A 21,603-nucleotide genomic window follows, 5' to 3' on the forward strand; every position below is an offset into this window, starting at 1 on the left:
AGTCGCTGATGATTGAAATCAATAAACCAACGACTAAAAGCCGTTCATCGCGCTTTTTCGTCGACGCACCCGCCAGGCATATTGATTCACGCTGGCTTTGAGAATGGCGGGATCAAGAGAGGCTGCAACGTGGGTTACAGCCTCTACTGATTAACAGCGATTAGGTCAGAGCGGGGCCTGCCGGGATCAGTGCTTCCCCGGCTGGGGTATCAGTGTATTTATCGAAGTTAGCGATAAACTGCCCTGCCAGGTCGCGGGCTTTATTCTCCCATTCGGCTTCGTCTGCATAGGTGTTGCGCGGGTCAAGGATATGGCTGTCCACGCCCGGCAGCGAGGTTGGCATCGCAAGGTTAAAGATCGGCAGCGTTACCGTCTCCGCGCTGGCAATATCGCCATTGAGGATGGCATTGATAATCGCCCTCGTATCCCTGATTGAAATCCGTTTTCCGCTGCCGTTCCAGCCGGTGTTGACCAGATAGGCTTCTGCGCCAGCCGCCTCCATTCTCTTCACCAGTACCTCTGCATACTGCGTCGGGTGCAGCGTCAGGAACGCCGCGCCAAAGCAGGCTGAGAAGGTTGGCGTTGGCTGAGTGACGCCGCGCTCGGTGCCTGCCAGCTTGGCGGTGAAACCGGAGAGAAAGTGATACTGCGTCTGGTCAGGCGTCAGGCGTGAAACCGGTGGCAGCACACCAAAGGCATCCGCTGTCAGGAAAATCACCTTACGCGCATGACCAGCCTTCGACACTGGCTTAACGATGTTATCGATATGGTCGATAGGATACGACACACGGGTGTTTTCGGTTTTACTGTCATCATCGTAATCCACCGAGCCATCGGCCCGCACCACGACGTTTTCCAGCAGCGCATCTCGGCGGATGGCATGATAAATCTCCGGCTCCGCCTGTTCAGAAAGCTTGATCGTTTTGGCGTAGCAGCCACCTTCAAAGTTAAATACCCCGTCGTCATCCCAGCCGTGCTCATCATCACCAATCAGCTTGCGTAGCGGATCGGTGGAGAGGGTGGTTTTGCCGGTGCCGGACAGGCCGAAAAACACCGCCACATCGCCAGCCGGGCCGACATTGGCTGAGCAGTGCATCGCCGCAATGCCCTTCAGCGGGAGCAGATAGTTCATGATGGCGAACAGTCCCTTTTTCATCTCGCCGCCGTACCAGGTTCCGCCAATCAGCTGGATACGCTCGGTCAGGTTGAAGGCAACAAAGTTTTCGGAGTGCAGTCCCTGCTGTTGCCAGTTGGGGTTAGTGCATTTGGCGCCATTCATCACCACAAAGTCGGGATCAAACTCTGCCAGTGCTGTGGCGTCAGGGCGGATAAACATGTTCTTCACGAAATGGGCCTGCCAGGCCACTTCGGTAATAAAACGCACGCTGAGGCGTGTATCCGGATTCGCGCCGCACCAGGCATCGACCACAAACAGGCGCTTATGGGACAGCTGCTGCGTGACCAGTGACTTCAGCTGCTGCCAGGTTTCCTGTGACAGAGGCTGATTATCATTTTTTCCCTTACCCTGATCGTTCCACCACAGCGTGTCGCGTGTGGTGTCATCGCGAACGATGTACTTATCTTTGGGTGAACGGCCGGTAAAAATGCCCGTATCGACGGCGATAGCCCCTGAGCGGGTTTCTGTACCGCGCTCAAAGCCGGTCAGGCCAGGGCGGGTTTCTTCCCGGTAAAGGGTGTCAAAATCGGGATTATAAATAATCTCAATCGTGTCCGTGATGCCATAAGCGACGAGGTCCTGCGGGGTCAGGTCACGCATATTGCTGCTCCTTTATCGGCTCTGTTCTGCCACTGAGTGTAATGAGATGGCGCTCTCTTTACCGTGATGCTCCGCATATCCATCACTCTGCGGTATTCACGATCGCGCGCAGTTTACACTGCCGGAAGCGGAGGGGAAGGGATAAGCGGCAGAAATGAGAAGCAGCGCGTAATTCGGTAAGCAAGGCTGAAATTCTGGTGGGTTAATACTCTTTTCAGAGAGGGTATGCTAGTGGGTAAATTGTTTATTAAGGGTATTGTTAGCGAGTTATTTTGTAGGGAAGGGATGTAGTGGAGAATTGGTTTGGCGATAAATACGAAAGCCATCAGACCCTGAGCAGGTCTGATGACGTGAAAAGCATTAGTGAACCTGATCGTTACCGGCGGTGGAATCCTTACGGATTGCCGCAATATCCACAGCATCAAAAATGTAGTGGCTGCCGCAGTAGTCGCAGTGCATATCAATTTTGCCATCTTCAGAAATGATCTGATCGACCTCCTCTTCCGGCAGCGTGCGCAGCACTTCACCGCAGCGCTCCTGCGAGCAGGTACAGTGGAAACGTACGCCCTGCGGCTCGTAGACGGTCACTTCTTCCTGATGATACAGGCGCCACAGCACGTCGTTGGCTGGCAGGCCAAGCAGCTCTTCCGTTTTGATGGTCTCGGTCAGCGTCGCAAGGTGGTTAAAGTCTTCCGGGTCGGCGTCCTCGGCAGGCAGAACCTGCAGCAAGATCCCTCCGGCGCCGGGCTTACCTGCGTTTTCTCCAGTGCGAATAAACAGGCGGGTTGGCAGCTGCTCTGAGCGCATAAAGTAGTCTTCCAGACATTCAGCCAGCGTCTCGCCTTCCAGACCGACCACGCCCTGATAGCGTTCGCCTTCAAGAGGGGAAATGGTGATCACCAGATAACCATTGCCGACCATCTCTTTCAGGCTGCTGCCTTCAGCGATGTCACCCTGCATGCGTGCCACGCCGCGCATTTCCTGATGATTGTTGCCATTGATCACCGCCAGCTTCAGCGGGCCATCGCCCTGCAGCTGAACGGTGATGTCGCCGTCAAATTTCAGCGTGGCAGTCAGCAAGCTGGTGGCAACCAGCAGCTCGCCCAGCACCTGCTGAACCGGCTGTGGATAGTCGTGGCCGCTGATGATTTCCTGCCAGGTGTCGGATACGGTAACCAGTTCACCACGCACGGCATGGTTTTCGAACAGGTAACGGTGCATTTGGTCTTGATGAGCCATGATTCTCTCTCGTTAAGGCGGGTTACTCGTCGCCAGAATTTTTAAATTTCATTAAGTCCCGCCGCTCTTTTTTGTCAGGGCGCCGGTCGGGATGTGGCATACTTAGCGCGTTCATTTTACGCGCCAGCGCGATCTTCTCCCGTTTCTCAATACTTTGAGCCGTTTCGGTATACATCTGCTGCGCTTCAACCGCCGGACCTCGCCTGTCGCTGACGGATTTAACAATGACTGTGCGTTCGTCATTGCCCTGGCGTAGCGTCAGTTCTGCGTGCAGCTCCACAATTTTGCTCGGCTTGCTGCGCTGACCGTTGTAGTGAACCTTGCCACCCTCGATCATCTCGCGCGCCGCCGAACGGGTTTTATAGAAGCGAGCGGCCCACAGCCACTTATCGAGCCGAACCGCTTCCGCGGATTTCTCTTTCATCGCTGCTCCTTTTTGGGAATACCCCTATGTATGGGTTACGCGCCAGAAATCAAGGTGCCTTTTCCGGGGGGAGACAATCAGGGGTGTTTTAAGAGGACGGTAGCCTTGTCAGCCTTAAAAATAGCATAAAACTGACAGGCTCAGAACAGCGGACGGATACTCTGGGTGGTGGCACCAAGCGTCGGGCTGAAGCACTTATCGTAATAGTTCTGAATCGCGCTGGTGCGCATACGGTTACGATGGATACGTCTGAGTGCCAGCAGGCTGTTGATGATAAAACTCAGCGTGACAATCAGCAGCAGCAGGCTGGTGCCAAGATAGCGGCCCAGGGTGATGGCATCCGGCGCACTGTGCAACGCAATATGGCGTGTGCCGTTGGCATCGGTGGTGATATTGGTGACGATACCGCTGGCGGAGAACTGGGTGTGCAGCAGCATCCCTGCCAGCCGCTGCAGTTCCGGCCACTGGTCAGGGGCATTGAAGCCAAACAGCGAAACAGTCGGGGCTGGCTGGCTGACCAGCTGACGGCCTTCATCGCTGAGGATCAGGAAGCCGCCCGGCGGTGGGCTGTTCAGCGCCTCAGCCGCGCGACGTGTCTCGCGATAGAAGAAAGAAGAGGTGGCGGTGTTAACCAGGTTTTCCAGCGCTTCAGCACTGACCGGGCGCAGCAGCACATTCATCCCGTTTAGCGCCCCGGAATTGGCACGGCGCACCAGCGTCTCCCAGTCTTTGGCATTTCCCAGATTAACCAGCGCGTTCTTCAGCCTGACGCAGTCCTGCTCCTGGCTGCAGAGATCCTGAGTTCTCTGCACGATATCGGAGAAATCATCCAGCAGGATCATGCCGGACTTCTGAATTGCGGTCGCCAGCTGCGGGTTCAGCTTCGGATCGGTGGTGCTCTGCGGGTGCAGCTGCTGGCTGATGGTGGTCAGCAGCGCTGTCGCTTTATCGATAATATCCGACTGCGGCTGGGGCAGGGGAGCGGCGTTGTTCCAGTACACTGCCGAGCAGTCGAAAGGCATAAATGCATAGGAGCGATTTCCCTGATAAGTCGTCGGGATCGAGCACATCCCTTCGCCAGTCACTTTCAGGCTGTCGCCGACGCGCAGCGGAATTTTTCCCAGTTCGTTAACGGAATGCACCTGCACGCTTTCCGTGCCTTTCAGCCAGGCCATACTCAGCTTCAGCGGCATGCTCAGAGGGATCCAGGCGATCAGCAGGGCCATCACCAGCAGCGAACCGGCGGCCAGCACCATGTTCTTTCTCCAGCGCTGGATAGGGAAATTACGCACTTCATCCTGCAGTGACAGGAAGCGACCCTGACGAACCACCTGGCGATTCAGGTAGATATCCACTTCCGTGGACTGCCCGAGATCGTGAGCAACATAAGGCTGCCAGTGCGGGGGATAAATCAGATCGATAATGCCCAGAGAGATGTTGCTGATTTGCCCCTGATTCGATTCTCCGAACAGCCCCCAGCGTTTTGGGGCTCCCCGCAGGCAGTGGATTTCACGCAGATCGTTTTTACCCGGACGGCGATACAGCGACCAACAGCTCACCAGAATGATCACCCCGGCGGCAGAAACCAGCCATGGCATCAGCATGATTGGACCGATCAGGCTGAAGAACAGCAACAGCAAGGCGATACCCACAGCACAGGCTTCGCGGGTGCCGTCGGGACGGCTGAGGGCATACTCCTCCACCGTTTCCTTGCGCACGCTGAGTAGCTCAATATTTTCGCTTTCTTCTTTGCGGATTGAGGCTTTCTGTCCCATTGGCCTGACCACCGGTGCCAGCGCGGGCTGCTCGTAAACGTAGTTCACCAGCGAATGACCGTTAAGCGAGATCACCAGCGGGATGGTTTGCGTTTTGATTAATTCAACGTAGTTCTCATCCGCAATGTATTGCTCCCACAGCGGTGGCAGATGCACTTCAACGGCATCAAGATAGTAGCGCCATTTGTGCGGGTCATCGGTGGAGAGGCCATAGCGGGTGATGGAACGGGTGACCGGATAGACGTTGCTGCTCTGAGTGTTCAGAACCAGATGATCGGTAGCGCTGCTGGCACCGCTGGGCAGCGTATTCTGACGGTGTCTTTCCAGCGAGTCGATATAGCGCTCGACGGCTTTGCGCTCATCCTCGCTCAGTTTGCGAAAAGGGGGACTGATGAATGGCAGTGGTTTCGCCAACGGCGGACGATGCCGCATAGCGTACCAAAAGAAACAACCCGCCCCAATCGAGCAGGCCAGCATTACAGCCAATATGATGACTATTGTGCTCATGCTTCCCTCATTCCTGCCACCCTGCTCCCGTCGTTATGCTGGAGAATACCTGCCCTGATCATATCGTTACCGACATTGTGGCGGGTTTAGACGGCGCTGGCAATCCGCTGTGTGTTCTAAAATAGCGCACAAAATCATAAAATTAGAATAATTGTATATGAGCCCCGACTAAAATGGTATCAACCTTACCCTGATTTCAGTATCGGCATATTCCTATTTTAATCATGGCGGATTGACTTTTTTAAAACTTTTCAGCCGCTAATCCCCTGATTTGTTATAAGTGCGTAAAATAATCTGTGCGATGATTGGCTTCCCCTCGCGGCTATCGCACAATGGGGATATTATCGGTAAAAGTACCGTAACTGGCGGGCTATCACGCTCATTTATTTGGTTTTTCCCTGGGGCCCCTATGACCAGACAAATGCAGAAACCCAACATTCTTAAAGTTGAAGCTGTCGCACGTTCGCAACTGTTTACCGTTGAAGCTGTCGATCTTGAGTTCAGTAATGGCGCTAAGCGTGTCTACGAGCGCATGAAGCCTTCCAACCGCGAGGCGGTGATGATTGTGCCGATCATCGATAATCATCTTATCCTGATCCAGGAATATGCTGTGGGGTTGGAAGACTATGAGCTGGGGTTCCCTAAAGGGTTGATTGATCCGGGCGAGACGCCTTTTGAGGCGGCCAACCGTGAGCTGAAAGAAGAGGCGGGTTTTGGCGCGGAGAAGCTGGAAGCGCTGGGTAAACTGACGCTGGCTCCCTCTTACTTCTCCAGCAAAATGAACATTCTGGTGGCGGAAGGGCTGTATGAAGAGCGGCTTGAAGGGGATGAGCCGGAGCCGTTGCCTCAGCTGCGCTGGCCGCTTGATAACCTGCTGGCCCTGCTGCAGGAACCCGATTTTCGTGAGGCGCGCAATGTCAGTGCCTTGTTCCTGGTAAGGGAGTGGCTGGTTAAGCAGGGACGGCTGAGTTACTGAGTCAGTAAATCCACCGCGCGGCAATAAAAAAGGGATGAACCACTTCGGTTCATCCCTTTTTTGTTAAGCCACCGGGAAGCCCGGCGCTTAATTTTTAGAACAGCTCATGACTCTGGCCGTTATCCATCAGCGTGGTGCCCACGTCATGCACGGAATATTCCGTTGGCTGGGTGCCGTTGATGAAGAACTCCTGGCGGGCGTTGCCACCGCCGTTAGCCAGTTTGCCGGTGCTGCGGTCGATGGTCACGGTAACCACGCCGTCCGGCGGTGTCAGTGGCTGAACCGGCACGCCATCCAGTGCCGTTTTCATGTACTCATCCCAGGCTGGCTGAGCACTCTTCGCGCCGCCTTCATAACCGGAAATCTGATCCTTAATCGCGCCGGATGCGGTAGTGCGGCCCAGATCGCGACGATGATCATCGAAGCCAATCCACACGGAAGTCACCACGCCAGGGCCGTAACCGGAGAACCAGGCATCTTTCGAGCTGTTGGTGGTCCCGGTTTTACCGCCGATGTCGTTACGCTTCAGGTCGCGGCCTGCACGCCAGCCTGTACCCATCCAGCCCGGCTCGCCGAATATGTTTGAGTTAAGTGCGCTTTTGATCAGGAATGACAGTGGAGTGTTGATCACGTGGGGCGCATACTGCTGCTGGCCATCCTGCTGAGCCTGCTGCTGGGTAACCTGCTCCAGCTGTGGCTGTGGTACGGCAGTGTTCGCACCTTCCTGTGAAACTGCCGGGTTTTCCACGCTGTCTTCACTCAGCGCCACGGCTTTCTTCGTTTCACCGTAGATCACTGGCAGATTGCATTCCGGGCAGGCAACTTTAGGTTTCTCTTCAAACACGGTATTGCCCTGTTCATCCTGGATCTTGCTGATGAAGTAAGGGTCAACCAGGAAGCCACCGTTTGCCATTACCGAATAACCGCGCACCATCTGCAGTGGAGTGAACGAGGCAGAACCCAGCGCCAGCGATTCGGTATGCACAATATTTTGTGCCGGGAAGCCGAAACGCTGCAGGTATTCCGCCGCATAGTCGACCCCCATTGCACGCATGGCGCGAACCATCACCACGTTCTTGGACTGGCCCAGACCCTGACGTAAACGGATTGGTCCATCATAGGTTGGTGGGGAGTTCTTCGGACGCCAGTCGGCACCGGCACCGGCATCCCAGCGGGAGATCGGCACGTCGTTCAGAATCGAAGCCAGCGTCAGCCCGCGATCCATTGCCGCCGTGTACAGGAACGGTTTGATGTTCGAGCCGACCTGACGCAGCGCCTGAGTGGCACGGTTAAACTTGCTGAGGTTAAAGTTGAATCCACCGACCAGTGCGCGAACCGCGCCGTCATGCGGATCGAGGGAAACCAGTGAAGAGTTAACGTCCGGTACCTGACCCAGCCACCAGTCATTTTCCACCTGACGCACCCAGACCTGCTGGCCTGCCTGCACCACTTCGGTCACCGACTTCGGCGTGCGGCCCTGGACGGTGTCTGATTTGTACGGACGCGCCCAGCGCATTCCCGCCAGGTTCAGCGTCACATTACTGCCATCACGTAGCAGGGCTGTGGCCTGGTCGTTGTTGGCTTCGGTAATCACCGCCGGGATCAGCGGGCCGTATACTGGCAGCGCCTTCAGAGTCTTCAGGATTGCCGTCTGATTCCATGGGTATTCACCGCTTTTCCACAGCACGTTCGACGGGCCGCGATAGCCATGACGCATGTCATAGTTCATCACATTATCCTGCACGGATTGCTGTGCTGCCAGCTGCAGCTTGCGGGTGATGGTGGTGGTTACCTTAAAGCCATCGTTATAGGCATTGTCACCATAACGTTTGACCATTTCCTGACGAACCATCTCGGTCAGATACGGTGCAGAGAAGGCAATCTTCGGCGCGTGGTAGTTGGCGACCAGCGGTGAACTGCGTGCGTCATCGTACTGCGACTGGGTGATGTAGTGCTGATCCAGCATACGGCTGAGCACCACATTACGACGCTGCAATGCCCGCTCGTGAGAGTAGAGCGGATTGAATGTTGACGGCGCTTTTGGCAGACCAGCAATCATCGCCATTTCGCTCAGTGACAGCTGATCGACATTCTTACCGAAGTAGACCTGCGCCGCTGCGCCAACGCCATAAGCGCGGTAGCCGAGGTAAATCTTATTCAGATAGAGCTCAAGGATTTCGTCCTTGCTCATCATCTGCTCAATGCGGATGGCGAGGAAGGCTTCCTTGATTTTACGCATCAGCGTGCGCTCAGGGCTGAGAAAGAAGTTTCGGGCCAGCTGCTGCGTGATGGTACTGGCTCCCTGTGAAGCATGACCGGATACCAGCGCGATACTTGCTGCACGGAAAATACCGATTGGATCGATACCGTGATGCTCATAGAAACGGCTGTCTTCGGTAGCGATGAACGCCTTGGTCAGTTCCGGGGGGATTTCCTGCAGTTTCAGCGGGATGCGGCGCTTTTCACCGTACTGAGCAATCAGCTCATTATCGGCGCTGTAGACCTGCATGGGGGTCTGCAGTCGCACGTCTTTCAGCGTGGCAACGTCGGGCAGCTGTGGCTCTATATATTTGTAAAGGCCATAGATCGAGCCTGCTCCCAGCAAAATGCAACACACTGTAAGGATCAAAAGATACTTTACGAACTTCACCTGATATTTTCCATTTTAAGTCGCCAGGACAGTTTATAAACAATCGCGCGGTAGTATAAAGGCAAGCCAGAAGCCTGGATACCTCAATTTCTGAGAGGCATGTTCCCGGCACTTTCAATCTCTGGCATTGACGATAGGGAGATCGCGATAAATGGCATTTCAGACATGGCAAGTCGGCCTGGATATTCAGAATGGGCAACTCTGTGCCCTTGGCATCCAGCGCCGCCGGAACGGCTGGCAACTTCGCCACTGGTGGCAACATGCGCTGCCGCACGATACGTTAACCCATGGGCTACTTCAACGGCCCGGGATCGTCATCGCTATTCTGCAGCGTTGGCGAAAGCAGTTGCCCTATCGTGTTTCATTACGGGTTGGCTTTCCGCCTCAGCTGGTGCTGCAACAGCAGATCGAGCTGCCGCGCCAGCAGTTACGCGAACCAGAGCGTAGCAGCTATATCGTAGCAGCGGCGAGGCGATTTTTCCCAATTGAGCCGGAGACGCTGGCGCTGGATTACCGCCAGGCACAGGAACCCGGCAGCCAGCTGTGGCTCACCGCCACCCGACGCGAGGCACTGCTGAGCTGGCTAAACTGTCTGCAGGAAGTCCGCCTGACGCCGCAGGTGCTTGAGCTGACGCCTGCTGCGCTGTATGCGATGGCGAACACCCTGCGGCTCGATCCAACGGCGGCGCTGGTTCATCGTCTGCACGATCACTGGTTGTGGTTTTCTCCTTTAAAACCGCAGATCTGGGGCTGGTGTGCTGCGGAAGACGCCCCGGATTTCTCCACGTTGCGCCAGCAGCACCTGGCTGGCGCTTCCTCATTTTATTACAGCTCAATCAGAGAAGAAGCGTTGCCAGAGGGCACGCAATGGCTCAATCCGCTGGACGCTTTTGCCATGAAGCAGCCGCCGCTGCCGCGGATGCCGGGTGCATTCACTCTGGCGGCGGGGCTGGCGCTGCGGCCGGGGGATCGCTGATGGTCTGGGTCAATTTGTTGCCGTGGCGTGCCCGGCAACTGCAGGCGCGAATGCACCGCTGGCTGCTGGTTTTGCTGGTGCTGCTGGCGGCCTTTCTGACTGCACTGCTGCTGGTTGCTGGTCAGCAGGCGGTTAACGCCCGGCAGCAGTTGATGGTGCTGCGGCAGGAGGAGAGCAGCCAGCAGATTAACGAGCTGAAAACTCGCCTGGCCGCACGTATCCGTCAGCGTGAGGTTCTTGAGCAGCAGCTGGCCGCCCGTCAGCAGGTGCAGCAGCGTCTGGAGCAGTGGGTTGATTTTTCCCTGCGGTTGGCGGAGCAACTGCCTGAAATGCTGTGGCTTAGTGAACTGACCAAAACGCCGGAGCGGCTGACGCTAACGGGCTTTTGCCAGACGATGACCGATGTGCAGGATTTTCGTCAGCGCCTGCAGCAGCTCCCGCTATTTGGCCAGGTCACCACCGGCAGGCTCAGCCGCCGTCGGGACGGAATGATCCACTTCAGCCTGCTGGCAATTTTGAGCGGCGCGGAGGGCACCGGCGTGGTGTCTCAGACCGGGCGGCCTTTAAAAGGAGCCGGGTGATGAGCGGTCAGGGATGGTTGATTCGCTGGCTGCACCAACCGTTGTGGCTGAGGCTGTCCAGCGTGGCTTTCGGCAGTGTCCTGCTGGCGCTGGCGCTCTGGCATTTTGGGGTGCGGCCGCTGTGGCGTGAGGCTGAAGCGCTTGCCAGCCAGCGTCGGCAGCAGGAACAACGATATCAGAGCAGCCTGCGTGCCCTGCTGCATCAGCCCCCGCTTCAGAGCATCGATGCTGACATTGTCAGACTGCAACAGGCATTGCTGCCCGATAAACGCCAGATCCTTTCATTGCCGGTGCTGATTGCCAGGGCCGGAGGCGAGCTGGAACTCTGGCAGCCTGCCGGTCAGGGTGGAGAACTGACGATCAAGCTGCGCTGGCAGGGTGTGCAGGCTGTTTTGCATTATCTGAGCAGGCTTCAGTCCGGCGTCATTCTGCCCCAGTTCACTCTTAAGGCTGAACAGGAACAGCTGCACTTCAGATTAATACTGGGGCTGGCTCATGAAGACTGACCGATGGCGATGGCGGGGTAGTTTACTGCTGCTGACGTTATTCTGCTGGCGGGGCCAGGCGGAGCGGGACCCTTTTCAGCCCCCGCAGTCAGTGAGTTGCCTTAGTTCGCCAGCAGCGGTGCCGTTGTGGCAGCTACGCGGGATAGTGGGCCGGGCTGAAAATTATCGGGCGTGGCTGGTCTCCCCGCAGGGAAAAGGAGCGCTTTGGGCGCAGCAGCAATGGCCTGACGAACACTGGCAACTGCTGAAAGTAGAGGCGCTGAGTATTACCGCGGCGTCAGGACTGGAGTGCCAGACCCCGTTACGAATAATGTTAAAAGGAAGCATTTATGCCAGGGATGCAAAGAACGTCGACAGCCTGCATAAGGCGATACCTGCTGAGGGCAGGCGTGATGCCACGGACGCTGTTGGCCGGGATCGGACGCAAGCTGATGATGCCGGGGCTGAAGCCGTGGACCGGCGCACTGATTCTGCTGCTGACTTTGCTACCGCAGCAAATCAGCCAGGCGGCACTGCCTCCGGCTCTTCCGCTCGTCAATCCGGTTCCGTTGTCCCTGGCGTTCGATAACGCGCCGGTTGGAGAAATCCTGCAGGCGCTTGCGGATTATCAGCAGTTGAATCTGGTGGTGGCTCCCGACGTGGAGGGCACATTGTCGATCAGGCTGAAAGAGGTGCCCTGGCCGCAGGCGCTGGCGCTGGTTGCCCGGCTCGGACGGCTTACTGTCGAGCAGGAGGATGGCATTCTGCTGGTCTGGCCGCACAGCTTGCAGGAGGAGCGCGAGCGCCAGCAGGTGCTGCGCAGGGAGGAGGCCGAAAAGTCATTGCCATTGCACACGCTCTCTCTGACGCTGCTGCATGCCGACGCGGCCAGAGTCAACGTCAGCCTGCAGGCCGAACGTGCAAAGTTAATGACGCCGAGAGGGAGCGTGACGGTAGATGCACGAACTAACAGTCTGCTGTTACGTGACACCCGGCCAGCACTGGAGCAAACCCGCCATTGGGTAGCCGCGCTCGACGTGCCGCTGGAGCAAATCGAGATGGCGGCCCATATTGTGACTATCACCGAAGGGAGCCTGCGTGAGCTGGGCGTCAGTTGGGGAATGAGCGGTGAAGAGCAGGTGACCCGCGCGTTACGGGCCAGCCAGCTGCGGGTGGATTTGGCCGCGACCAGTCCGGCACTGGCCGCAGGGTTCACCTTTGCCCGGCTCGACGGGAGGTTGCTGGATCTGGAGCTGAGTGCGCTGGAGCAGGAAAACAAACTGGAGATCATCGCCAGTCCACGTCTGCTCACCTCTCACCAACAAACCGCCAGTATTAAGCAGGGCACCGAAATTCCATATGAAGTTTCCAGCGGCAGCAGTGGCAGCACCTCGGTGGAGTTTAAGGAGGCGGTACTGGGAATGGAGGTCACGCCGGTGGTGCAGCCGAATGGGCGGATAATGCTGAAATTGCACATCAGCCAGAACCTGCCGGGCAGCACCCTGCGCAGTGGTGACGGTGAGTACATTGCTATCGACAAACAGGAGATCCAGACCCAGGTGACGGTCAAAGATGGACAAACGCTGGCGCTGGGGGGCATTTTCCAGCAGCACAACGCGCAGAGTAAAAGCCAGGTGCTGCTGCTGGGCGATCTCCCGTTGATCGGCACACTGTTTCGTCACTCAACGTCAGAACAGAATCGGCGGGAATTAGTGATCTTTATCACACCGAGACTGATTCGTGAGGAGTAATGCGTTTTTTAGTCCAAACTGAGGAGCCAGGTGCTTTTTTGGCGGATTGCGACCATATGCGTTTGACGCAAGGGCGGAATTAGCTTACAAGGTTTAGCGATTTTTGATTTATGGGCCTCGGTTTGGCTTCAGAGAATGCATTTAACCCGTTTTTTATCGTGCGCAACCGGCGTAGCCGATGCAGTGACATCGGGCTGATAAATGAAGCGGACTGAAACGCGCCCGATGAGTGCGCAATGGGCAAGGTCAATTTAATCGGTTGCCAAAACACCTTCAGTGTTGAGATAATTTTCATCTGACTCTCGCACTATCGCTCATGAGGTTTCAGTTCATGTCCTGTCCGGTTGGACGGGGTATCATTAACGAATTGTCTTAGTAATACCGAAAAAATGGCAGAGAAACGCAATATCTTTCTGGTTGGGCCTATGGGTGCCGGCAAAAGCACTATTGGGCGTCAGTTAGCTCAGCAACTCAATATGGAATTTTTCGATTCCGATCAAGAAATTGAGCGACGTACCGGAGCGGATGTGGGTTGGGTGTTCGACGTCGAAGGCGAAGAAGGCTTCCGCGATCGCGAAGAGAAAATTATCAATGAACTCACCGAGAAGCAGGGCATTGTGCTGGCTACCGGTGGCGGTTCCGTTAAATCCCGTGAAACGCGCAATCGTCTTTCTGCTCGCGGTGTAGTGGTGTATCTGGAAACCACGATCGAGAAGCAGCTGGCGCGTACTCAGCGTGATAAAAAGCGTCCTCTGCTGCAGGTGGAATCCCCACCGCGCGAGGTGCTGGAAGCGCTGGCAGATGAACGTAATCCGCTGTACGAAGAGATTGCTGACGTCACTATCCGTACCGACGATCAGAGCGCGAAAGTTGTCGCGAATCAGATTATCAACGTGTTGGAAAAGAGCTGAATCAGCTCAAAACCCGCCTGCGGGCCAAAGTAATAAGGTGATACAGCTTCATGGAGAAGATTACCGTCACTTTGGGGGAGCGTAGTTACCCCATTACGATTGCTGCCGGACTGTTCAACGATCCGGCTTCTTTTTGGCCGCTCAAGGCGGGCGACCGGGCCATGCTGGTGACCAACCAGACTCTGGCCCCGCTCTATCTTGATCCTCTGCGCCAGCGGCTGGAAAGCGCCGGTGTGAAGGTTGACCAGGTCATTCTGCCTGACGGCGAGCAGTATAAAACGCTGGAAGTAATGGATCAGGTCTTTACCGCTCTGCTGGAAAAACCCCACGGTCGCGACACCACCCTGATCGCTTTAGGTGGCGGGGTGATTGGCGATCTGACCGGATTTGCTGCGGCAAGCTACCAGCGCGGCGTGCGTTTTATTCAGGTTCCTACCACGCTTCTTTCCCAGGTTGACTCATCCGTAGGCGGCAAAACTGCCGTAAACCACCCGTTAGGTAAGAACATGATCGGCGCGTTCTATCAGCCAGCGTCGGTGGTGATCGATCTTGACTGCCTGAACAGCCTGCCCGCTCGCGAGCTGGCTTCTGGCCTGGCGGAAGTGATCAAGTACGGCATTATCCTCGACGGTGAGTTCTTCAACTGGCTGGAAGCTAACCTTGATGCGCTGCTGGCGCTTGACGGCAAGGCCATGGCGTACTGCATTCGCCGCTGCTGCGAGCTGAAAGCCGAAGTGGTGGCTGCCGATGAGCGTGAAATGGGCCAGCGTGCCCTGCTGAATCTGGGCCATACCTATGGCCACGCTATCGAAGCGCACATGGGCTACGGGAACTGGTTGCACGGTGAAGCCGTGGCGGCAGGGATGGTGATGGCTGCCCGAACCGCTGAGCGTCTTGGACAGTTCAGCGCTGAAGATACCGACCGGATCATCTCGCTGCTGCAACGTGCCGGGTTACCGGTCAATGGTCCTGCAAGCATGGTGGCAGAAGATTATCTGCCGCACATGATGCGCGATAAAAAAGTCCTGGCTGGTGAACTGCGTCTGGTTCTGCCGCTGGCAATCGGCAAAGCCGAAGTGCGCAGCGGAGTAGGGCATGATACGGTTCTGGCTGCGATTAATGATTGTCAGACGGCCTGAAGCCGCCTAAACGGGCGCAGGCCCCCTTAATTTGATGAAGTAACTGCCGCTCAAAGGGTATGGGGTGGCGTCCGCGCTCTACTGGAGGAGGTTGAATGGACGAGTTTAAACCGGAAGACGAGTTAAAACCTGACACCAGCGACCGCCGCCCGCAGCGGTCCCGCAAAACGTCTTCAGTCCCTAAAGTGCCTGTTTCCCGTCAGCACATGATGATGGGGATCGGTATTCTGGTTTTGCTGTTGCTGGTACTCGGTATTGGCTCCGCGCTGAATACCACGGGTAACAGCAGTAGCAGCCAGCAGCCTTCTTCCCAGCCTGGCACATCCGGCAGCGGCGGTGATAAAAGCATCGATCTCTCTGGCTCATCGTCCATGAGTGGTCAGAATGTGGGCCAGCAACCTGCACCTGATGCGACGGCCGCGAATCAGGCTCCGGGCAGTACGTCGGCTCCGGCGGCCAATGGTCCACAGGAGCTGAGTGCGCCTCCGGTTTCCCCAACGCCAACTCAGGCTGCACCGGTACAGACGCCGGCGAACCAGCAGCGCGTTGAGCTGCCGGGGGATCTCAATAGTGCTCTGGCTAATCAGCAGGGTCAGGTTGATAACGCGGCGCAGGGTGCGCAGGATAACGGCAGTTCACTCCCAACGGCTCCGGCTACCGTGGCTCCTGGTGCTCATACCAGCGCAGCGAAACCGGCAGCAGGTCAGCCTCATCAGGCCACCCAACGCCCGGCTACGCAGCATCACAGCAAACCGGCTGCCAGCCACAAGCCTGCTGCCTCTCAGCCAGTGAAAGAAAGCAAGCCACAGAGCACGGCCAGCCATACGGCTTCCGCTCCGGCGAAATCCGCTTCAACCTCCGTACCGGGCGGCAGCTATACGCTGCAGCTGAGCAGCGCTTCGCGCTCTGATACGCTGAATGCCTGGGCGAAGAAGCAGAACCTGAGCAGCTACCACGTCTATAAAACCACCCGTAATGGTCAGCCATGGTTTGTGCTGGTCAGTGGTTCCTATGCAACGCCAGCCGATGCCAAACGCGCGGTTTCCTCTCTGCCAGCCGAAGTCCGGGCGCAGAACCCGTGGGTGAAGCCGGTCAGTCAGGTGAAGAAAGAAGCGTCAAACTAACGGCGGCCGGATTGCCCGGTCGCAGGATGAAAGTCAGTCTGCCAGCGGCAGGCTGACCCTTAAAGCGCAGATATGCTGTCGGTGTAACCGCAGCCAGAAGAGTAATTGTAATAAAACGACGGCATGAAAAAAAATCGCGCTTTTTTGAAATGGGCGGGCGGTAAATTCCCGCTGCTTGACGATATCCAGCGTCATCTGCCTGCAGGCGACTGTCTGATAGAGCCTTTTGTTGGCGCGGGATCGGTGTTTCTCAACACTGACTTTCCAAACTACATTCTGGCGGATATCAACAGCGACCTGATCAATCTTTATGACATCGTAAAAACCCGCGTTGACGAGTTTGTCACTGACGCGCGTGAACTGTTCACCAGCGAAACCAACGACGCGGAGTTCTACTACGCCCGCCGTCAGGAGTTCAACCGCTGCACGGATGCCTATCGCCGCGGCGTGCTGTTTTTATATCTTAACCGCCACTGCTACAACGGGCTTTGCCGCTACAACCTGAGCGGTGAGTTTAACGTGCCGTTTGGCAGCTACCGCAGACCTTATTTCCCTCAGGATGAGCTCTACTGGTTCTCCGAACGCTCGCAGAATGCGATCTTTGTCTGTGAATCGTACGATGTTACCCTGAATAGGGCGCAAAAGGGCGCGGTGGTGTATTGCGATCCCCCTTATGCGCCGTTGTCGGCCACGGCGAATTTTACCGCTTACCACACCAACAGCTTCAGCCTGCGGCAACAGCAGCACCTGGCGGAGCTGGCGGAGAAGCTGTCAATTGAGAGCCGCATTCCGGTGTTGATCTCCAACCACGATACCCCGCTGACCCGCGAGTGGTATCAGGCCGCGCAGCAACTGCATCAGATCAAGGCCCGACGTTCTATCAGCCGCAGCGGTACCGGTCGCATTCAGGTGAATGAGCTGCTGGCGTTGTTTACCGGCGGCTGAACCTCAACTGCTGTACGTGCCTGTCGTCAGGCGCGCTAATTGGGAGAAATGGATGAAACAGTTTTTACTAGCCCCATCAATTTTGTCTGCAGATTTTGCCCGCCTGGGTGAAGACACGGCCAAAGCGCTGGCTGCCGGTGGCGATGTTGTGCATTTCGACGTGATGGATAATCACTACGTTCCCAACCTGACGATGGGGCCAATGGTGCTGAAAGCACTGCGTGATTACGGCATTACCGCCCCGATTGACGTGCACCTGATGGTAAAGCCGGTCGACCGTCTGATCCCGGACTTCGCCAAAGCGGGTGCAAGCTATATCACTTTCCATCCCGAAGCCACAGAGCACGTTGACCGCTCGCTGCAGCTGATCAAAGAGCACGGCTGCAAAGCCGGTCTGGTGTTCAACCCGGCCACCTCGCTCAGCTATCTGGATTACGTCATGGATAAAGTCGACGTGATCCTGCTGATGTCGGTGAATCCCGGCTTCGGCGGTCAGTCTTTCATTCCCGGCACGCTGGATAAATTGCGTCAGGCTCGTAAGCTCATCGATCAGAGCGGCTACGACATTCGTCTGGAAGTGGATGGCGGCGTGAAAGTCGACAACATAGGCGAGATCGCTGCGGCAGGTGCGGACATGTTTGTTGCCGGTTCGGCCATATTTGGTCAGGCTGATTACAAAAAAGTGATCGATGATATGCGCACAGAACTGGAGAAATCTCGCCATGGCTCATTTCACTGAGGTTCGCGGACTGGCATTCGATCTCGACGGGACGCTGATTGACAGTGCTCCAGGACTGGCCAGTGCGGTGGATGCCGCGCTGGCTGCGCTGAATTTACCGGTAGCAGGTGTTGAGCGTGTCTCCACCTGGATCGGTAACGGCGCGGATGTGTTGATTGAGCGGGCGCTGACGTGGGCACTCGGCCATCAGCCATCAGACGATCGGGTGCGGGATGCCCGCGTGCTGCTGGATAAGCATTATGCCACCTCGGTGGAAAGCGGCAGCAAGCTGTTTCCGGAAGTGAAAGAGGGGCTGGCTGCCCTGGCCGCCACCGGCGTGCCAATGGCAATCGTTACCAACAAACCGACGCCGTTTGTCGAACCGTTGCTGACCGCGCTGGGCATCGCTCAGTACTTCTCGCTGATTATCGGCGGTGATGATGTGGTGGCGAAAAAGCCACATCCTGCACCGCTGTTCATGGTGCTGGGTAAGTTTGGCCTGCTGCCGGGCGAGTTAGTGTTTGTGGGGGATTCCCGCAATGATATTATGGCTTCTCAGGCGGCAGGCTGCCCCAGCGTGGGGATGACCTACGGTTATAACTACGGTGAGCCGATTGCCACCAGTAACCCGACCCTCGTACTCGATCATTTTAACGATTTGTTGCCCGCTCTCGGGCTGTAATAACCAGGACGAAAATCATGAGCAAACCCATCGTATTTAGCGGCGCACAGCCTTCCGGCGAACTGACCATCGGTAACTATATGGGTGCGCTCCGTCAGTGGGTCAACATGCAGGACGACTACGACTGCATCTACTGCATCGTTGATTTACATGCGATTACCGTCCGCCAGGATCCGAGCGCGCTGCGTAAAGCGACGCTGGACACGCTGGCGCTGTATCTGGCCTGCGGCATCGACCCAAAAAAGAGCACCATTTTCGTTCAGTCGCACGTGCCTGAACACACTCAGTTGGGCTGGATCCTGAACTGCTACACCTACTTTGGTGAGCTGAGCCGTATGACCCAGTTCAAGGACAAGTCGACGCGCTATGAAGAGAACATCAACGCCGGTCTGTTTGATTATCCGGTGCTGATGGCGGCCGATATTCTGCTGTATCAGACTACTCAGGTGCCGGTAGGCGAAGATCAGAAGCAGCATCTGGAGCTGAGCCGCGATGTGGCTTCCCGCTTTAATGCCGTGTATGGCGACATCTTCAAAGTTCCTGAGCCATTTATTCCAAAATCCGGCGCGCGCGTGATGTCTCTGCTGGAGCCGACCAGGAAGATGTCCAAGTCTGACGATAACCGTAACAACGTCATTGGCCTGCTGGAAGATCCAAAATCGGTAGTGAAGAAGATCAAACGCGCAATGACCGATGGCGATGAGCCAGCGGTCGTCCGTTACGACATCAAAGAGAAGGCGGGTGTTTCAAACCTGCTGGATATTCTCTCCGGTGTGACCGGCCAGAGCATTCCTGAGCTGGAGAAGCGGTTTGAAGGCCAGATGTACGGCCACCTGAAGGGCGCCGTGGCGGATGCTGTTTCCGGTATGCTGACCGACCTGCAGGAGCGCTATCACCGCTACCGTAACGATGAAGCCTTCCTGGAGCAGGTGATGCGTGATGGTGCTACTAAGGCCCGTTCACTGGCTCAGGAAACGCTGAAGAAGGTGTATGAAGCCGTTGGATTTGTTGCCCAGCCATAAGCACCGAACTTTACACCAGAAGCGGAGCCTTTCTGCTTCTGGTGATCCCGCCACTCAGCCTGCCTTTTTCAGCGCCAGAATTGCCCCGTCATACCAGTACAGCGTCATCTTGCCTTTCACTGGTACCGTCACCACTGCGCCCGGTCCCCAGGGTTGTTTGCCACAGAGCACGTTAAATCCTCCTGCAACCTGGTAGCTCTGTTCAGGATCGTTCTTATCGGCTGGAGTCAGTTCAGGCGTGCTGGTGCAGTTATCCGTAGCAGGATCGATGGCCCGATCTTGGGTGCCTTTGGTCCAGACGATCTTGCCGGAGGAGAAGGTGACTTCTGCACCCATATATTGCGGATCGTTAACCACCACGGCCTGAATGCCACTGCTGTCCACCTGCACACCTTCCACCTGCCAGTGCCCCTTCAGGACGGAATAGTCGGGCGTGGCGGCGGAACTCAGCTGGCTTAACCCGGCCAGCAATACGGCAATCCAGAGGCGATTCATGCAATTTCCCTGCGGCTGAAAGGTGTTAAAAATCAGTATAGGTAAGAATTCAGAACCAGCGTAGCCGTTCGCGCAGGGCTACCACCCGGCCAACGATAATCAGCGCCGGACTGCTGACCTCTGTGGCAAGCGTGCTCAATTCTGCCAGCGTGCCGCTGACCACGCGCTGCTGCGTGGAAGTGCCTCTTTCCACCAGCGCTACTGGCATGGTGCTTTCCATGCCATGAGCGATCAGCTGCTGCTGAATTTCTCCGGCCTGCGACAGGCCCATATAAAACACCAGTGTTTGCTTCTCTGCGGCGAGGTTTTCCCAGTTCAGTGAGCCGTTATTCTGCACGTGGCCGGTGACCAGCCTGACGCTCTGGGCATAATCCCGGTGGGTCAGTGGGATGCCGCTGTAGGCCGAACAGCCGGAAGCTGCAGTAATGCCTGGCACTACGGAGAAAGGAATATCCGCATCCAGCAGCGCCTCCAGCTCTTCTGCACCGCGGCCAAAGATAAAGGGATCGCCGCCTTTCAGCCGCACCACACGTTTACCGCGCTGTGCCTGTTCCCGCAGGATCTGATTAATAGATTCCTGCGGCACACAGTGGAAGCCCGCCCGTTTCCCCACAAAGATCCGCTCAGCATCGCGGCGGACCAGCTCCATCACCTCATCGGAAACCAGCCGGTCATACACCACAATATCGGCCTGCTGGATCTGCTGCAGCCCTTTCAGCGTCAGTAAACCGGCATCGCCCGGCCCGGCGCCAACCAGCACCACTTCGCCTTTATGCTCCAGCGGCTCACTAAACAGGGCTTCGGTCAGTTTTGCCGCCTGTAATGTATCCTGGTTAGCCAGCGTCTGCGCCAGACGATCGTGGTTGAAGACTTTCTCCCAGAAGCGTCTGCGTTGCCCCATCTCGCTGAACTGATCTTTCACCCGCTGGCGCAGGGAACCCGCCCATGCGGCCATTTTTCCCAGATGCTGAGGCAGTATCGCCTCAATTTTTTCGCGCAGCAGACGGGCCATCACTGGTGCAGCACCGCCGCTGGAGATGGCGATCATCAACGGCGAGCGGTCAACGATGGAGGGCATAATCACGCTGGCACCTTCAGGAGCATCAACCACATTGCAGAATATGCGTTGTGCTTCGGCTGCCTCGCTGACCTGCTGATTGACCCGTTCATTATCCGTGGCGGCGATAACCAGCCAGCACTCATCGATCATCTCTGCTGAAAAGGGCGCTTCCGTCAGCGTCACTTCTCCTGTCTGCTGCCACAGCTGAAACTGCGGCGAAAAATGCGTTGCACAAACCCGCAGATCCGCACCGGTTTTCAGTAACAGCCGGGCCTTGCGCTCGGCAACCTCGCCACCGCCAACCAGCAGACAGGCTTTGCCACGCAGTTGGCAGAATAACGGGAGATAATCCATACGACGCTCACA

Annotated in this window: 20 protein-coding genes; 13 read left to right on the forward strand and 7 right to left on the reverse strand. The window is 56.5% G+C overall.

What is annotated here, in order from left to right; genetic code table 11:
- Nucleotides 1-160: 160 nt before the first annotated feature.
- The 4 genes from pckA to AC3Y5R_RS10845 all read right to left on the reverse strand — a co-directional run bounded on the left by pckA (nucleotide 161) and on the right by AC3Y5R_RS10845 (nucleotide 5,722).
- Nucleotides 161-1,777, reverse strand: a complete 1,617-nt coding sequence (gene pckA, locus AC3Y5R_RS10830; RefSeq protein WP_489921345.1) for a phosphoenolpyruvate carboxykinase (ATP) — start codon at nucleotides 1,775-1,777, stop codon at nucleotides 161-163.
- A gap of 360 nt (nucleotides 1,778-2,137) precedes the next feature.
- Complete coding sequence (gene hslO, locus AC3Y5R_RS10835; protein ID WP_489921346.1) at nucleotides 2,138-3,016, reverse strand: Hsp33 family molecular chaperone HslO; 879 nt, start codon at nucleotides 3,014-3,016, stop codon at nucleotides 2,138-2,140.
- 22 nt (nucleotides 3,017-3,038) lie between these two features.
- Nucleotides 3,039-3,440: a ribosome-associated heat shock protein Hsp15 gene (hslR, locus tag AC3Y5R_RS10840; RefSeq protein ID WP_489921347.1), complete on the reverse strand. Its 402-nt coding sequence runs from the start codon at nucleotides 3,438-3,440 to the stop codon at nucleotides 3,039-3,041.
- Between the two features lie 140 nt (nucleotides 3,441-3,580).
- Nucleotides 3,581-5,722 carry an intracellular growth attenuator family protein gene (locus tag AC3Y5R_RS10845; protein ID WP_489921348.1) on the reverse strand — a complete coding sequence of 714 codons (2,142 nt, stop codon included), beginning with the start codon at nucleotides 5,720-5,722 and terminating at the stop codon, nucleotides 3,581-3,583.
- Between the two features lie 409 nt (nucleotides 5,723-6,131).
- Here AC3Y5R_RS10845 and nudE point away from each other — a divergent pair, with 409 nt between their 5' ends.
- Nucleotides 6,132-6,698: an ADP compounds hydrolase NudE gene (gene nudE, locus AC3Y5R_RS10850; protein WP_489921349.1), complete on the forward strand. Its 567-nt coding sequence runs from the start codon at nucleotides 6,132-6,134 to the stop codon at nucleotides 6,696-6,698.
- Nucleotides 6,699-6,792: 94 nt separating this feature from the next.
- On the opposite strand, the gene mrcA is transcribed toward nudE, so the two are convergent.
- On the reverse strand, nucleotides 6,793-9,348 hold the full coding sequence (mrcA, locus tag AC3Y5R_RS10855) for a peptidoglycan glycosyltransferase/peptidoglycan DD-transpeptidase MrcA (protein ID WP_489921350.1): 2,556 nt from the start codon (nucleotides 9,346-9,348) through the stop codon (nucleotides 6,793-6,795).
- Nucleotides 9,349-9,499: 151 nt separating this feature from the next.
- On the opposite strand from mrcA, the gene pilM reads away from it, so the two are divergent.
- The 12 genes from pilM (at nucleotide 9,500) to trpS (ending at nucleotide 19,682) form a co-directional block, all read left to right on the forward strand.
- The gene (gene pilM, locus AC3Y5R_RS10860; protein ID WP_489921351.1) at nucleotides 9,500-10,324 is read left to right on the forward strand and encodes a type IV pilus biogenesis protein PilM; all 825 of its coding nucleotides are present in this window, start codon (nucleotides 9,500-9,502) and stop codon (nucleotides 10,322-10,324) included.
- Nucleotides 10,324-10,905 (forward strand): PilN domain-containing protein, encoded by a 582-nt coding sequence (locus AC3Y5R_RS10865; RefSeq protein ID WP_489921352.1) that lies wholly within the window; start codon nucleotides 10,324-10,326, stop codon nucleotides 10,903-10,905. Before pilM ends, AC3Y5R_RS10865 begins: the two co-directional genes overlap by 1 nt.
- Nucleotides 10,905-11,411 (forward strand): HofO family protein, encoded by a 507-nt coding sequence (locus tag AC3Y5R_RS10870; protein WP_489921353.1) that lies wholly within the window; start codon nucleotides 10,905-10,907, stop codon nucleotides 11,409-11,411. Before AC3Y5R_RS10865 ends, AC3Y5R_RS10870 begins: the two co-directional genes overlap by 1 nt.
- Entirely contained in the window at nucleotides 11,401-11,979 is a 579-nt protein-coding gene (locus AC3Y5R_RS10875; RefSeq protein ID WP_489921354.1) for a HofP DNA utilization family protein, read from the forward strand. The genes AC3Y5R_RS10870 and AC3Y5R_RS10875 overlap by 11 nt, the downstream gene beginning before the upstream one ends.
- Nucleotides 11,876-13,141: a DNA uptake porin HofQ gene (gene hofQ, locus AC3Y5R_RS10880; RefSeq protein WP_489921409.1), complete on the forward strand. Its 1,266-nt coding sequence runs from the start codon at nucleotides 11,876-11,878 to the stop codon at nucleotides 13,139-13,141. Before AC3Y5R_RS10875 ends, hofQ begins: the two co-directional genes overlap by 104 nt.
- Before the next feature lie 389 nt (nucleotides 13,142-13,530).
- Nucleotides 13,531-14,052, forward strand: coding sequence for a shikimate kinase AroK (aroK, locus tag AC3Y5R_RS10885; protein ID WP_158780954.1), 522 nt, complete (start codon nucleotides 13,531-13,533; stop codon nucleotides 14,050-14,052).
- 50 nt (nucleotides 14,053-14,102) lie between these two features.
- A complete protein-coding gene (aroB, locus tag AC3Y5R_RS10890) occupies nucleotides 14,103-15,191 on the forward strand; it encodes a 3-dehydroquinate synthase (protein WP_158780952.1) in 1,089 nt (362 codons plus the stop codon).
- A gap of 95 nt (nucleotides 15,192-15,286) precedes the next feature.
- Nucleotides 15,287-16,315, forward strand: coding sequence for an SPOR domain-containing protein (locus tag AC3Y5R_RS10895; protein ID WP_489921355.1), 1,029 nt, complete (start codon nucleotides 15,287-15,289; stop codon nucleotides 16,313-16,315).
- Between the two features lie 123 nt (nucleotides 16,316-16,438).
- Nucleotides 16,439-17,260: an adenine-specific DNA-methyltransferase gene (gene dam, locus AC3Y5R_RS10900; RefSeq protein ID WP_489921356.1), complete on the forward strand. Its 822-nt coding sequence runs from the start codon at nucleotides 16,439-16,441 to the stop codon at nucleotides 17,258-17,260.
- A 52-nt stretch (nucleotides 17,261-17,312) separates the two neighbouring features.
- Nucleotides 17,313-17,999, forward strand: coding sequence for a ribulose-phosphate 3-epimerase (rpe, locus tag AC3Y5R_RS10905; RefSeq protein ID WP_158780946.1), 687 nt, complete (start codon nucleotides 17,313-17,315; stop codon nucleotides 17,997-17,999).
- Complete coding sequence (locus AC3Y5R_RS10910) at nucleotides 17,983-18,660, forward strand: phosphoglycolate phosphatase (protein ID WP_489921357.1); 678 nt, start codon at nucleotides 17,983-17,985, stop codon at nucleotides 18,658-18,660. The genes rpe and AC3Y5R_RS10910 overlap by 17 nt, the downstream gene beginning before the upstream one ends.
- Nucleotides 18,661-18,677: 17 nt before the next feature.
- The gene (gene trpS / locus AC3Y5R_RS10915; RefSeq protein ID WP_489921358.1) at nucleotides 18,678-19,682 is read left to right on the forward strand and encodes a tryptophan--tRNA ligase; all 1,005 of its coding nucleotides are present in this window, start codon (nucleotides 18,678-18,680) and stop codon (nucleotides 19,680-19,682) included.
- A 54-nt stretch (nucleotides 19,683-19,736) separates the two neighbouring features.
- Here trpS and AC3Y5R_RS10920 read toward each other — a convergent pair whose 3' ends face one another.
- On the reverse strand, nucleotides 19,737-20,177 hold the full coding sequence (locus tag AC3Y5R_RS10920) for a hypothetical protein (protein WP_489921359.1): 441 nt from the start codon (nucleotides 20,175-20,177) through the stop codon (nucleotides 19,737-19,739).
- A 49-nt stretch (nucleotides 20,178-20,226) separates the two neighbouring features.
- Nucleotides 20,227-21,591, reverse strand: a complete 1,365-nt coding sequence (gene cysG / locus AC3Y5R_RS10925) for a siroheme synthase CysG (protein WP_489921360.1) — start codon at nucleotides 21,589-21,591, stop codon at nucleotides 20,227-20,229.
- Between the last annotated feature and the right edge of the window lie 12 nt (nucleotides 21,592-21,603).

The sequence above is a fragment of the Erwinia sp. 009765445 genome (assembly GCF_058137865.1).

Excerpts from the sequence above, each read along its gene's own strand:
- pckA (WP_489921345.1), bottom strand. The coding sequence starts at position 1,777 with ATGCGTGACCTGACCCCGCAGGACCTCGTCGCTTATGGCATCACGGAC.
- hslO (WP_489921346.1), bottom strand. The coding sequence starts at position 3,016 with ATGGCTCATCAAGACCAAATGCACCGTTACCTGTTCGAAAACCATGCC.
- hslR (WP_489921347.1), bottom strand. The coding sequence starts at position 3,440 with ATGAAAGAGAAATCCGCGGAAGCGGTTCGGCTCGATAAGTGGCTGTGG.
- AC3Y5R_RS10845 (WP_489921348.1), bottom strand. The coding sequence starts at position 5,722 with ATGAGCACAATAGTCATCATATTGGCTGTAATGCTGGCCTGCTCGATT.
- nudE (WP_489921349.1), top strand. The coding sequence starts at position 6,132 with ATGACCAGACAAATGCAGAAACCCAACATTCTTAAAGTTGAAGCTGTC.
- pilM (WP_489921351.1), top strand. The coding sequence starts at position 9,500 with ATGGCATTTCAGACATGGCAAGTCGGCCTGGATATTCAGAATGGGCAA.
- AC3Y5R_RS10865 (WP_489921352.1), top strand. The coding sequence starts at position 10,324 with ATGGTCTGGGTCAATTTGTTGCCGTGGCGTGCCCGGCAACTGCAGGCG.
- AC3Y5R_RS10870 (WP_489921353.1), top strand. The coding sequence starts at position 10,905 with ATGAGCGGTCAGGGATGGTTGATTCGCTGGCTGCACCAACCGTTGTGG.
- AC3Y5R_RS10875 (WP_489921354.1), top strand. The coding sequence starts at position 11,401 with ATGAAGACTGACCGATGGCGATGGCGGGGTAGTTTACTGCTGCTGACG.
- aroK (WP_158780954.1), top strand. The coding sequence starts at position 13,531 with ATGGCAGAGAAACGCAATATCTTTCTGGTTGGGCCTATGGGTGCCGGC.
- aroB (WP_158780952.1), top strand. The coding sequence starts at position 14,103 with ATGGAGAAGATTACCGTCACTTTGGGGGAGCGTAGTTACCCCATTACG.
- AC3Y5R_RS10895 (WP_489921355.1), top strand. The coding sequence starts at position 15,287 with ATGGACGAGTTTAAACCGGAAGACGAGTTAAAACCTGACACCAGCGAC.
- dam (WP_489921356.1), top strand. The coding sequence starts at position 16,439 with ATGAAAAAAAATCGCGCTTTTTTGAAATGGGCGGGCGGTAAATTCCCG.
- rpe (WP_158780946.1), top strand. The coding sequence starts at position 17,313 with ATGAAACAGTTTTTACTAGCCCCATCAATTTTGTCTGCAGATTTTGCC.
- AC3Y5R_RS10910 (WP_489921357.1), top strand. The coding sequence starts at position 17,983 with ATGGCTCATTTCACTGAGGTTCGCGGACTGGCATTCGATCTCGACGGG.
- trpS (WP_489921358.1), top strand. The coding sequence starts at position 18,678 with ATGAGCAAACCCATCGTATTTAGCGGCGCACAGCCTTCCGGCGAACTG.
- AC3Y5R_RS10920 (WP_489921359.1), bottom strand. The coding sequence starts at position 20,177 with ATGAATCGCCTCTGGATTGCCGTATTGCTGGCCGGGTTAAGCCAGCTG.
- cysG (WP_489921360.1), bottom strand. The coding sequence starts at position 21,591 with ATGGATTATCTCCCGTTATTCTGCCAACTGCGTGGCAAAGCCTGTCTG.